This is a genomic window from Brevundimonas sp., assembly GCF_013912065.1.
Classification (GTDB): domain Bacteria; phylum Pseudomonadota; class Alphaproteobacteria; order Caulobacterales; family Caulobacteraceae; genus Brevundimonas.
In genome coordinates this window covers 88,125-100,190 of sequence record NZ_JACESA010000001.1, presented here as the reverse complement: position 1 = coordinate 100,190, position 12,066 = coordinate 88,125, and the positions used below count along the sequence as shown (strand labels likewise).

General features: G+C 67.3%; 9 protein-coding genes. 4 read left to right on the top strand and 5 right to left on the bottom strand.

All coding sequences use genetic code 11. The features are described from left to right. Positions 1-76 precede the first annotated feature (76 nt). Positions 77-1,231, top strand: a complete 1,155-nt coding sequence (locus tag H2037_RS00440; RefSeq protein WP_292116214.1) for a bifunctional 2-C-methyl-D-erythritol 4-phosphate cytidylyltransferase/2-C-methyl-D-erythritol 2,4-cyclodiphosphate synthase — start codon at positions 77-79, stop codon at positions 1,229-1,231. Positions 1,232-1,249: 18 nt separating this feature from the next. Here H2037_RS00440 and H2037_RS00435 read toward each other — a convergent pair whose 3' ends face one another. Then, positions 1,250-3,538: a fused MFS/spermidine synthase gene (locus H2037_RS00435; RefSeq protein WP_292116210.1), complete on the bottom strand. Its 2,289-nt coding sequence runs from the start codon at positions 3,536-3,538 to the stop codon at positions 1,250-1,252. Positions 3,539-3,577: 39 nt separating this feature from the next. On the opposite strand from H2037_RS00435, the gene H2037_RS00430 reads away from it, so the two are divergent. Continuing rightward, positions 3,578-4,069 carry a CinA family protein gene (locus H2037_RS00430; RefSeq protein ID WP_292116208.1) on the top strand — a complete coding sequence of 164 codons (492 nt, stop codon included), beginning with the start codon at positions 3,578-3,580 and terminating at the stop codon, positions 4,067-4,069. Next, the gene (locus H2037_RS00425) at positions 4,066-4,293 is read left to right on the top strand and encodes a sulfurtransferase TusA family protein (protein WP_292116205.1); all 228 of its coding nucleotides are present in this window, start codon (positions 4,066-4,068) and stop codon (positions 4,291-4,293) included. Before H2037_RS00430 ends, H2037_RS00425 begins: the two co-directional genes overlap by 4 nt. 23 nt (positions 4,294-4,316) lie before the next feature. Here the strand turns inward: H2037_RS00425 and H2037_RS00420 are convergent, their stop codons facing one another. Next, entirely contained in the window at positions 4,317-5,270 is a 954-nt protein-coding gene (locus H2037_RS00420; protein WP_292116201.1) for a YihY/virulence factor BrkB family protein, read from the bottom strand. Positions 5,271-5,463: 193 nt separating this feature from the next. Between H2037_RS00420 and H2037_RS00415 the strand changes: the two genes are divergently transcribed. Further along, positions 5,464-6,771: a diguanylate cyclase gene (locus H2037_RS00415; RefSeq protein WP_292116197.1), complete on the top strand. Its 1,308-nt coding sequence runs from the start codon at positions 5,464-5,466 to the stop codon at positions 6,769-6,771. A gap of 115 nt (positions 6,772-6,886) precedes the next feature. Here the strand turns inward: H2037_RS00415 and H2037_RS00410 are convergent, their stop codons facing one another. From H2037_RS00410 to H2037_RS00400, 3 genes are all read right to left on the bottom strand, one after another. Further along, positions 6,887-7,522, bottom strand: a complete 636-nt coding sequence (locus H2037_RS00410; protein ID WP_292116194.1) for a hypothetical protein — start codon at positions 7,520-7,522, stop codon at positions 6,887-6,889. 668 nt (positions 7,523-8,190) lie between these two features. Further along, positions 8,191-11,646 carry a transcription-repair coupling factor gene (gene mfd / locus H2037_RS00405; protein ID WP_292116193.1) on the bottom strand — a complete coding sequence of 1,152 codons (3,456 nt, stop codon included), beginning with the start codon at positions 11,644-11,646 and terminating at the stop codon, positions 8,191-8,193. Further along, positions 11,646-11,939, bottom strand: a complete 294-nt coding sequence (locus H2037_RS00400; protein WP_292116191.1) for a succinate dehydrogenase assembly factor 2 — start codon at positions 11,937-11,939, stop codon at positions 11,646-11,648. Before H2037_RS00400 ends, mfd begins: the two co-directional genes overlap by 1 nt. Positions 11,940-12,066 lie beyond the last annotated feature (127 nt).

The window sequence follows — 12,066 nt, the reverse complement described above, 5'->3', positions numbered from 1 at the left end:
TCACCGCCCCCTCGTCAAGCATGACGGCGGCGGTTTGATGGTTTCGTCCGGTTGCGACGCGCTCTAGAAGGCCGTCATGAGTTTTTCGGGCATCATCGTCGCGGCCGGTTCGGGCTCGCGCGCCGGCGGCGACAAACAGTGGCGCGTCCTGGGCGGCAAACCCGTGCTGCGCTGGTCGGCCGAGGCCCTGCTGGAGGCCGGCGCCGACGAACTGGCCGTCGTCATCGCCCCCGGCGCCGAGACCCGCGCGACCGAGGCTCTGGCGGGTCTGTCGAACTGGCGCGCGGTTGTGGGCGGCGCGCACCGCGCCGAGTCGGTCCGAGCGGGCCTGGCCGCCCTCGCCTGCGCTCCGGATCAGCCGGTGTTGATCCATGACGCCGCCCGCCCCCTGCTGAACCGCGCCGTCATCGAACGGCTGATCGCCGCCCTGTCCGAGGCCGACGGCGCCCTGCCCGTCCTGCCGGTCGCCGACAGCCTGCGTCGCGGCCAGGACGGCGTCATGGCCGGGGTGGTCGAGCGCGACGGCCTGTGGCGCGCTCAGACTCCCCAGACCTTCCGGCGTAACGCCATAGAGGCCGCCTACGCCGCCTGGGACGATGCTGAGACGCCCACCGACGACGCCGTCGTCGTCGAACGCCACGGCGGCCGCGTGGCGCTGGTCCCCGGCGACGCCCGTCTGATGAAACTGACCTATCCCGAGGATTTCGCCATGGCCGAGGCCCTGCTGTCGCAACCGACCCGCTACCAGACCCGCGTCGGCTCCGGTTACGACGTGCATCGCTGGGGGCCCGGCGGCTCGGTCTGGCTGTGCGGGATCGAGGTGCCGCACGACCAGACCCTGATCGGCCATTCCGACGCGGACGCCGGCCTGCACGCCCTGACCGACGCCCTGCTGGGCGCCATGGCCATGGGCGACATCGGCGATCACTTCCCGCCCACCGATCCGAAATGGAAGGGGGCCGCCTCCGACCAGTTCCTGCTCCACGCCGCCGGCCTCGTCGCCGAGCGGGGCGGTCGGATCGTCAATGTTGACGTGACGCTGATTTGCGAACGACCGAAGGTGAAGCCGCACCGCCAGGCCATGCGCGAGCGGATCGCCGGTCTGCTGGCGCTGCCGCTGGACGCTGTCAGCGTCAAGGCCACCACAACCGAGGGCCTGGGCTTCACGGGTCGAGGCGAAGGCCTCGCCGCCCAGGCCGTTGCGACGGTGGAAATCCCCGTTTCGGCCTGAGACCTCTCCTCGCCCGCTTCAGCGGGCGGCATGCTGCATCTGCCGGACCAGGGCGCCGAACAGATTGACATAGTCGTCGGTCCAGGGCCGCACCTCTGTCGCCGCCAGGGTGCGCCAGCGCGGATCGGCGCGATAGGGCGCAAGGGCCGCCTCGCTTTTGCCGATGATCAGCGCCTCGGTCGAGGATTCGGACATCTGCGCCGCCTCCCGCCGCTCGGCATAGATCTGATGCAGGGCCGGCGCCTTCAGCGCGGCGGCGGCGGCCTCGGCCGGCAGGGTGATCTCCAGATTCCGGTTCGACAGGTGCAGCACCACCACCCCCTCGGGCTTCAGCAGCCGCAGATAACCGGCGATCGCCTCGACCGTCAGCAGATGGGTGGGCACGGCGTCCGAGCTGAAGGCGTCGATGATCAACAGGTCGTAGGTTCCAGCGGGCTCCCGCGCCATCGTCAGCCGCGCGTCGCCCAGAACCGTCCGCACAGGCCCCTCGGCGCAACCATTGATGAAGCTGAACCAGCGCGGATCTCGCGACATCCGGTCCACCATCGGATCGATCTCGAAGAAGCTCATCCGGTCCTGAGCGCGCTTGTAGGCTGCCATGGCCCCCGACCCCTGTCCCACGACGCCGATATGGGCCCCGCCCGGCTGCTTGGCATGGGTCATGAGCGCGGCCTGACCCAGGGGGGTGGTGGTGGCGTAATAGAGGGTCGGCAGGCACCGGTACCGCGCCGACTGCGCCTGGGCGCCGTGCAGGGTCGTGCCGTGCATCAGGACGTGGACGGGGCCGTCCAGCCCCTCGATCGGCGTGCTGGCCACCCGCATCACGCCGAAGAAGCTCCGCTCCGTCAGGGCCCAGTCATAGCCGCGCGCGACTGTATAGCCGGACCAGACCATGGCCCCCACGACGACCGTGAACATCACCGGCCGGTGTCGCAACAGGAAGGCGAATAGAGCCGCCATCCCCAATACAGCCTGGGCGATCCGCACCAGATCGCGATCCGGCACGGCGTCGCGGATGTCGGGGGCGTATCGGACCAGCGCCAGTCCCAGCGGCCCCGCCAGGGCGACCAGCACGCCGACGACGCAGCAGATGATCTCCCATGAGCGCACCTCCCCCCCTCGCCCCGGCCGCAGCAAGCCGACAGCGACCAGGACCAGCGGATACTCCCACACCATGTTGAACACGACCGGTGCGATCAGGGCGTTGAACACCCCGCCCAGCACCCCGCCCAGCGACAGCAGCAGATAGAATTCCGTCAGCCGCCCCGGCGCCGGCCGGCGCTCGGCCATCAGCTGGTGGCACATCAGGGCGGTGAAGAAGAAGGCCGTCAGATTGACCCCGAAGATGAACAACCACTCGGTCGTGCGAAAGGCCGCCAGGGCGGCGCAGGCGGCCAGCACCCCGGCCTGGATCGTCAGGGTCAGATACAGGGGAATGACCGGCCGCGCCTGGAAGGCGATGACGAAGGTCAGCAGGTAGAGGGCCAGAGGGATGACCCACAGGAAGGGCGCCGAGGCCACGTCGGTCGACAGGTGCGCCGTCACCCCCAGCATCAGGCTGGACGGGGCGGCGGCCAGCAGGACCAGCAACCCCTTCTCACGCCAGGCGATCGCCGCCCCGACGGGCAGAGGCGCCGGTTCGGGATCGGCCGCGTCGCGGCGGCGCCAGGCCAGCAGCCCCAGACCGGCGATCATCAGGACGAACAGCCCATAGCCGCCGCTCCACCCCCAGCGCTGGCCCGACAGACTGGCCAGGGGCTCGATCAGGACCGGATAGGACAGCAGCGCCAGAAAACTGCCCAGGTTGGACGCCGCATAGAGGACATAGGGATTGCGCCCGTCGGCATGACCGGCGCGCACCCGGGCGTACCAGGCCTGCAACAGCGGCGCGGTGGCCGACAGCACCGCGAACGGCGCGCCTATCGACAGGGCAAGGGTGGCCAACAGCCACGCCGTCGGCGCCGCCGGATCGGGATCGCCGAACAGGCCGCTGATCCTCAGCGGCAGGAACAGGGCGGCGGCCAGCAGCAGTCCGAGATGCGCCGTCACCTGGATCCGCATCGACCCGATCCGTTGCAGGAGGTGGGCGTAGCCGTAGCCGGCCAGCAGGGCGGTCTGGAAGAAGACCATGGCCGCGTTCCACACCGACGGGGATCCGCCCAGCGTCGGCAGGATCAGCTTGGTCGCCATCGGCTGCACCACGAAGACCAGACAGGCCGAGGTGAAGACGGCGACGGCGAACAGGATCGGGGTCATACGCCCGGAGTTCGATTTGACGGCGATCTGGGGTTCGGCGACGTCGGTCATGCACTGGTTAGAGCGGGTCCGGCGGCCTATGGAAAGATCATGTTCCCGCAAGACATCCAGCGCCAGGCGCAGCAGATCGTCGCAACCGCCGCCGCGCGGGGCCTGATGCTGGCGACGGCCGAAAGCTGCACCGGCGGCCTGGTGGCCGCCGCCCTTACCGCCATCCCCGGCTCGTCCGCCGCTCTGGACCGTGGCTTCGTCACCTACAGCAACCCGGCCAAGCAACAGATGCTGGGCGTGCCCGAGGTTACGCTGATCGCCCATGGCGCCGTGTCCGAACCGACCGCCCGCGCCATGGCCCAGGGTGCGGTGGCGCATTCTCTCGCCGTGGTCAGCGTCGCCGTCACCGGCATAGCGGGACCAGGCGGCGGTTCGCCCGACAAGCCGGTCGGCCTGGTCCATTTCGCGGCCCAGGGACCCGACGGCCTGATCCATCACCGCGAGGCGTTCGGCGACCTCGGCCGGGACGCGATCCGGATGGCCGCCGTGCGCGTGGCCCTGGCGCTGCTGGCCGATCGTCTGGCCTCGTGACCGAGCCGCGGATCGTCGATGCGCGCGGTCATCGCTGTCCGACCCCCAGCCTGATGCTGATGAAGGCGATGGATGGAGCGGCGGCGGGGACACGCTTCGTCCTGCTGGCCACCGACCCCATGGCGCGGATCGACGTGCCGTTTCTGATGCGACAGAAGCAGGGCCGGATGATCGCGGTCGAAGAGACCGCCGGCCTGCTCCGCCTGACCGTCGAGATCGGCTAGCTCCAGCCGAACCGCAGCCGGCTCTAGGGCCGCGTCCTGTGGCTGGCCCGGCGCGCCGACAGGTCGACCACATCGGCCGAAGCGGTCTTCGCCAGGGCTCTCTCGCGGGCGTCGATCTCGGCCGCCATCTCCATTTCGGTCGCGAAGGCCCCGCCGTAGAAGATGGCGTTGACGTTCCAGGACAACCAGATCAGCAACACGACCACCGCACCGACCGAACCATAGGTCGCCCCCAGGGGCGCGATCTGCTCGACATAGATGGCGCAGAGCCAGGACGAGATCACCGACATCAGGGTCGCCACCAGCCCCCCCGTGAGCGCCGGCAGCCAGGCGACCGGCGAGGTGTGGCTCATGGCGTAGCGATAGAGCAGGGTCAGGCCGACCACGAGCCCAAGCGCCGGCAGGAAGGCGTCCAGCGGCAAGATCCCCGCTTCGCCTGCGTCGGCTGCTGACGACGCCGTGTGCGCCAGAATTCGGGCGGTCACCACGGCGCCCGACACCACGGTGAACAGCCCGAAGGCCACTACCGCCACGAAGAAGGCCAGCAGGTTGAATTTGAAGAAGCCGTGCGGCTCGGTTTCGTCATGAATGAGATTAAGACCCGCCAACAAGGCTTTGAATCCACGATGCGCCGCATAGGCGCCGACAATCAGGGCGAAGACGCTCTGGGTCGAGACCGTACGCGCGGAGGCATTGGTCAATCGGGTGATCTCGTCGCGGAAGATCGTCTGCGCCGCGCGGGGCAGCAGGTCCGACAGCGCCGCCGCCTGGGCGCTGACTTCTCCGATCGACAGTCCCAGCTTGTAGAAGCCGATCAGGATCGCGATGGCGGGGAAAACCGCCAACAGGGCGAAGAAGGACACCCCGCCCGTGTAGAGCATCACGTCCCGTCCCCAGCTTCGGGTGAAGGCGCGCACCGCCAACCCGCCCCAGAATCCGGGCGCCCTCAGAACCGATCGGGTCAGGTCGTCACTCAAACCGGTTCTCGCAACCGTTGCACAGGCGGCGGAACCTAGAGGATTTCGTGTGCGGGGGAAGTCCCATCCGCGTGAACCGGTCTTTCCGCACGCCCGTGGGCTTCGAGACATTGCTTCATTAAGGGGCGCGTCGCTATGGTCCAGCCGCCTCCGGGGGAGGCTTTGACGCCGGGCGTCACACGGAGACGATCACTTGGCTTTCGACGCGCGCGTACTGATCCTGGCGGCCCAGGACGATAGGATCGGTCCGCTCGTCGCTGGACTGGACGCCCTGGGATGGACCACGGTCACGGCGCGCGACATCGCCTCGGCCGAGGCGACGCTCCAGGACTTCCCGTTGGAAGCCGCCGTGGTCGATTTTGATTCGCTGACACCCGACGCGCCGCTGCGTCTGCGCGCCGCGGCGGAACCCCGTCGCCTGCCGATCATGGTCGTCGGCGCCAAGCCCGATTCGGTCGAGGGAGCGGACATCGCCATGTCGGTCCCGCCGCATCCGGCCCAGGCGGCCCTCCGTCTCGAACAGCTGGGGCGCGCCGCCATAGCCGAGGAGGAATTCCACCTCCGCTCCGCCACATTCGCCGCGCGGGGCGTCGATCTGGACGTCCGCGCGGACGCCGCCACACCCTTGCGGGTTCTGGCCGCCGGGGTCGCGGACCGCCGCTTCCTGGCCCTGTCGAACGCCCTCGTCGCCGCCGGGGTCGAGGTGGTCGCTGCGCCGACCCCTTACACCGCCTTCGACTATCTTCACGAAAGCCCGTTCGACGCCGCCATCCTGTGGGGGGCGAAGGACCATGCGCCCGCCCTGTCGATCGCCTCGGGCATGAAGCGCAACACCCGCCTCTATCACATCCCCCTGATGCTCTATCTGCGAGGCGGAGCCGAGATCAGTCTCGACGAACTGTTCAACCGCGGCTTCGCCGACGTCGCCTCCATCGACACGCCGGAAGACGAGACGGCCGAACGGGTCCTCGCCATGGCGGGGGCGCACCGCCGTCACCTGATCATCCGCAAGGCGCTGGATTCCGTGCGCAACCTCGAACTGATGGATTCCTCCACCGGTCTGTTCACGCCGGAACTGTTCGCCGCCCATCTGGGCCGCGTCGCCGAGGCGTCGCGTGCTCGCAAGCGCGCCCTGTCCGTCTGCGTGCTGCGGGTCCGCGAAACCGATCCCGTCGTCTGGGCGCGCCAGGGTGGCTGGCTGGATCGCGCCATGCCCCAGATCGGCGCCATGGTCTCGCGCCTGGTCCGGGTCGAGGACACGCCCGCCCGCCTGGCCAAGGAGGTGTTCGCCCTGGCCCTGCCCGCGACCCAGGTGGAGGCCGCGCGCCTGGCGGCCGAACGGATCGCCGCCGTCATCGGCTGCACGGCCTTCGACGCCGGCCCCGACCGCTCTCCCTTCGTCGCCGAATTCGATGTCGGCGCCGCCGAAATGCGCCCGGGCGAATCCGCTGGCGCCCTGCTGGAACGCGCCTCCGCCGACCTGTTCGACAAGACGCGCTAGGGAGAAATCATCACCCGCGTCCGTCAGGTGGGCGCTGCGAGACTGAAGATTGCGCGAGGCAGGCCCCGCGCGCGACCGTCGCCGAGCCAGCCGGAGACGGTCGCGACAACAAACGTCAGATGGAGCTCTGCCTCAGGATGACGACCGAGGAAGCATCGATTTCACGGCCGTCCCACAGGTCGGCATCGTCAAGACGACCATAGACCGACACGAGGTCACCGCGCGTGGCTGTCATCGGCTGACCAAGACCGCTGGCGTCGACCTGCAGGGTTTGCGGTCCGACGTCTACGACCATTTCATCTTCCATAATATCAATGGATATGACGCGTCCTGTCACGCCAACCCAGTCCCCCTGGTCAGGAAGGTCGATGGGCGTGATCAACATGTCCCCCTCCTCGTCCATGGCGTTGGCCCATAGCCGCTCCTGCATCCGTGAACTGTAGACCGAGGAGGCCTCAATTGAACGGCGCTCCCAGAGGGCGTCGTCAATCCGGCCGCTGACCGTAACCCAGTCCCCATTGCGCAATCCCTCGGTGGACGTCGGCAAGAACCCGTCCATCTCGACGGGCAGCACACCCGTTCCATAGTCGATCCGGAATCCCTGAGGCGTGACATTGCTGATGTTCCCGGTGACCGTGATCCATTCACCGTCGTCCTTCGTCATCAGGGTAGATGTCTGCGCAGAAGAACTATTTGCACCAGCCACGGTCAGTGCAGCAACTGCTGACATAATCATCATTCTATTTTTCATGGTAATCTCCATATGCTGGAGGCCAATGAGTAGTGATATTGACCATTATCTATCGGTAGATTTATCAACCGATGCCCAACCAACTTTCGAATTATGAGATTGTTCATTGAGGCGAAATCAAATTCTTTTGAGGAATATTTTATCCAAGGTTGATCCTCAAACGCAACGCCGGCCGATTAACGGGGACAGCTTGTCCGTATGCGAAGTCTTCGACAGCGGCGAGACGTGGTCGCGAGATCGACGTCACCGCCGTCGTGATCTTCAACAGGGAACCACTTTGGTCTCCGGTAAATGACCGGTCGCGGAATGGGCGTCGTCTCCCGTCGGCCGACTGGGGCGACCATGAGACCTAAGCGTCATATGCCCAAGGCTGTCACCCGAACGCCAGAGGTCAGGTGGTGGCTTCGTCCCCCTGTTCTCGGGAACACGCCTGTAACTACCAGCCCCAGGCATTGTCCGACAGCTCCACGGAAACCCGTGTAAGTCTGGCTGCGACCGCGACTATGCTGAGCCCCAATCCAGCACCTTGCTCGGCACCGTTGGCGATATGGCTCGTGGTGCTGTCCCACACCGTCATGAATGTCGATCCAGCAATGTTGGCCAGCTTCTGACCGGCCGTCGCCGCAGCTCTATGGCGGTGGCCAGCCTTGGGCCAAGGCGACGCGACCTTACGCCCCCGCCACCCGCGCCAGATCGGCGGTGATCCGCTCCGCAACCTTCAGCCGGTCCTCCGCCGTCGGCCAATCGCCCGTCACCACGATCTTCTGATCCGGCCGGATCTTCCAGAAGGCCTGGTTCTTCTGGATCAGCCCAACCAATCCAATGGGATTGGGGAAGCTGTTGTCGCGCAGGGTCAGCACCGCGCCGCGCGGCCCGATGTCGATCTTCTCGATACAGGCCCGGCGACAGTTGGACTTGATCCCGACGATCTTCAGCAGTTGCTGCGCCTCGTCCGGGAGGGGCCCGAACCGGTCGATCAGTTCGGCGGCCAGGGCTTCGCGATCTTCGGCCTGTTCGGCGTCGGACAGGCGGCGATACAGGCTCAGACGGACGTTCAGGTCCGGGACGTATTCCTCTGGAATCAGGACGGAAGCCCCGACATTGATCGACGGCGACCAGCCGCGATCCACGGCCGCGCCCTCGCCCTTTTCGCGCAACTCGGCGACCGCGTCCTCCAGCATCTGCTGGTACAGTTCGACGCCCACCTCGCGGATATGGCCCGACTGCTCATCGCCCAGCAGATTGCCGCCGCCGCGCTGATCCAGGTCGTGGCTGGCCAGCTGGAAGCCGGCGCCCAGATTGTCCAGCGACTGCAGCACCTGCAGGCGCCGCTCGGCCGACAGGGTCATCGGCTTGACCGCGTCAGTGGTCAGATAGGCGAAGGCCCGCGCCTTGGACCGGCCGACCCGACCCCGGATCTGATACAGCTGCGCCAGACCGAACATGTCGGCACGGTGCACCACCAGGGTGTTGGCCGTCGGAATATCCAGCCCGCTTTCGACGATGGTGGTCGAGACCAGCACGTCATATTCCCCGTCGTAGAAGGCGCTCATTACCTCCTCCAACTGGGTCGCGCTCATCTGGCCGTGACCGACCACGAACTTGATCTCGGGCGCCTGCTCGCGCAGGAATTTCTCGATGGCCGGCAGGTCCTTCAGACGCGGCGCGACATAATAGGCCTGACCGCCGCGATATTTCTCGCGCAGCAGGGCCTCGCGCACCAGCACCGGATCCCACGGCGTCACATAGGTCCGCACCGCCAGCCGATCGACCGGCGGGGTGGCGATGATCGACATCTCGCGAATGCCCGACAGGGCCATCTGCAGGGTGCGCGGAATCGGCGTCGCGGTCAGGGTCAGCAGGTGGACGTCGGCGCGCAACGTCTTCAGCTTCTCCTTGTGCTTGACGCCGAAATGCTGCTCCTCGTCGACGATGACCAAGCCCAGGTCGCGGAACCCGACCTGTTCGGAAAGCACCGCATGGGTGCCGACGACGATCTCGACCGAGCCGTCCTTCAGCCCCGCCCGCGTCTCCGCCGCCTCCTTCGATCCCACCATCCGCGACAGTTGCCGCACCTTGACCGGCCAGCCGGCGAACCGCTCGGTGAAGGTCTTGTAGTGTTGCCGCGCCAGCAGGGTGGTCGGGGCTACGATGGCCACCTGCTGGCCCGTCATGGCCACCACGAAGGCGGCGCGCAGCGCCACCTCGGTCTTGCCGAAGCCGACGTCGCCGCAGATCAGCCGATCCATAGGCGTGCCCTTGCCCAGATCCTCCAGCACGTCGCCGATGGCGTTCAGCTGGTCGTCCGTCTCCTCATAGGGGAAGCGGGCGCAGAATTCGGCGAACAGGCCCGGCGGCGGCGTGACGGCGTCCGTCTCGCGCAGCGCCCGTTTGGCGGCCAGGGCGATCAGCCCCTCGGCCATGGCGCGCAGCCGCTCCTTGGCCTTGGCCTTGCGCCCCTGCCAGGCCGCCCCGCCCAGCTTGTCCAGCTGAACCCCGTCGGCGTCCGTGCCGTAACGGGTCAGAAGATCAATATTTTCAACCGGCAGATAGAGTTTGCTGTCACCAGCGTACAACAGCTCCAGGCAGTCATGCGGCGCCTCCTGGATGTCCAGCGTCTTCAGCCCCTCATAACGGCCGATGCCGTGATCCAGGTGAACGACCAGATCCCCGGTCGTCAGGGCCGAGGCCTCGGCCAGGAAGTTCGACGCCCGCCGCTTCTTGCGCGGTCGCGCCAGACGGTCGCCCAGGATGTCAGTCTCGGAAATGACCGCGACTTCGTCGGTGACGAAGCCGTGCTCGACCGGCAGGACGCCGCGCAGATACAGGTCCTTCGGCGCCGCCTGAACATCGGACCAGTCGCGCACGGCGACGATATGATCCAGGCCGTGATCCGCCAGCATGGTCGCCAGACGTTCGGAGGAGCCCTCGGTCCACGAGGCGAACAGCACCCGCTTGCCCTCCGCCTTCAGCGCCGCAGCATGGGCCGCGACGGCCTCGAACAGATTGACGCTGTCCTGCGACCGTTCGGCCGCGAAGGTCCGCCCCAGCCGTCCGCCGGCGTCTTCCCCGCCCCCGGAAAAGGGCGTGAACCGACGCACCGACCGCCCGGCCAGAGCCTGGTTCCAGTCTCCGGCGTCCAGATACAGCGACCGGGGCGACAGGGCGCGATTGGCGGCGGCGTGCCCCTTGGCCTTGGCGGCCTCGGCACGCGCCTCATAGGCGTCCTCGATCAGGTCCCAGCGTTCGCCTCGCGCCGTCTCGACCTGATTGTCCAGGAATATCTGAGCCTGATCCGGCAGATAGTCGAACAGACTGTCCAGCGTCTCGTAGAACAGCGGTAGCCACTGCTCCATGCCCTGACGCCGCGCCCCCTCGCTGATGGTGGCGTACAGCGGATCATCGCCCGGCGCCCCGAACAGTTTCAGATAGCCGGTGCGGAACCGCGAAATGGCGTCCGCGTCCAGCAGGGCCTCCGACACGGGCGCCAGCGACACCGCCGTCATCTGGCCCGTCGATCTCTGGGTCTCGGGGTCGAAGGTGCGGATCGATTCCAGCTCGGACCCGAACATGTCCAGCCGCACCGGCTCCTCGAAGCCCGGCGGATAGACGTCCACCACCCCGCCCCGCACCGCGAACTCGCCGCGCTCAGAGACAGTCGAGGCCCGGACATAGCCGTTGGCGGCGAAATACCGCTCCAGCGCCTGGATATCCAGGTCGCGCCCGACTTTGGTTTCAAACCCCGCCTGGGTCGTCACCGACTTGGGCGGCGTCCTCTGCATGGCCGCGCCGACGGTCGTGACCACCAGGACCGGCGCGTCGCCCGGCTTGCGCAGGGCCAGCCTGGTCAGGGTCGCCATCCGCTGGGCGGCGATCCCCGCCGTCGGGCTCAGCCGGTCATAGGGCAGGCAGTCCCAGGCGGGATATTCCAGAATTTCTATATCTTGCGAGAAAAATCGGAACGCCTGAACGAAACCGCCCGACCGCTGATAGTCGCGCGCCACGAAGACCCCGACCCCGCCGCTCGCCTTGATCCGCTCGGCGACGACCAGGGCGTCCAGCCCCTCCGGCGCCCCGCCCAGATCGGCGTCGCTCCGGTGCTGCACAGTGACCTGCTGATCCATCAGCCGATGCCCTTGCCGACCTCGGCCGCCACATGCTCGCGCATGAAGGCGCGGACCTTGGCCATGACAGGCGTCTCGAACTCGGGCGGCGTCGGATCACGCTCGATGATCCAGCCGTAGAGCCACTGGTCCTCCTCGTCGATCAGCAGCTCGAACAGATCCAGCTCGGCGTCCGTCAGGGTCGGCGCCACCTGGTCCGAGAACGGACCCAGCACCATGTCGGCCTCGCGGAAGCCCCGCCGCCAGGACCGGAACTGGATGCGGCCCAGCCGCTGCTTGCGTTCAGGGGTCATTTCATTTTCGAGACGCGCGTCGATTTCGGCCACAAGGATCCTTGCCCGGTCCAGACTTTCAAACAGGTCGGGTCAAATAGCGTTCCTGCGAGCACTTCGCCACCCGTCATGGTCACGCTATGTTCCC

What these genes read in the sequence shown, in the direction of transcription:
- H2037_RS00440 (WP_292116214.1), top strand. Translation starts at nt 77, where the DNA reads ATGAGTTTTTCGGGCATCATCGTCGCGGCCGGTTCGGGCTCGCGCGCC.
- H2037_RS00435 (WP_292116210.1), bottom strand. Translation starts at nt 3,538, where the DNA reads ATGACCGACGTCGCCGAACCCCAGATCGCCGTCAAATCGAACTCCGGG.
- H2037_RS00430 (WP_292116208.1), top strand. Translation starts at nt 3,578, where the DNA reads ATGTTCCCGCAAGACATCCAGCGCCAGGCGCAGCAGATCGTCGCAACC.
- H2037_RS00410 (WP_292116194.1), bottom strand. Translation starts at nt 7,522, where the DNA reads ATGAAAAATAGAATGATGATTATGTCAGCAGTTGCTGCACTGACCGTG.
- mfd (WP_292116193.1), bottom strand. Translation starts at nt 11,646, where the DNA reads ATGGATCAGCAGGTCACTGTGCAGCACCGGAGCGACGCCGATCTGGGC.
- H2037_RS00400 (WP_292116191.1), bottom strand. Translation starts at nt 11,939, where the DNA reads ATGACCCCTGAACGCAAGCAGCGGCTGGGCCGCATCCAGTTCCGGTCC.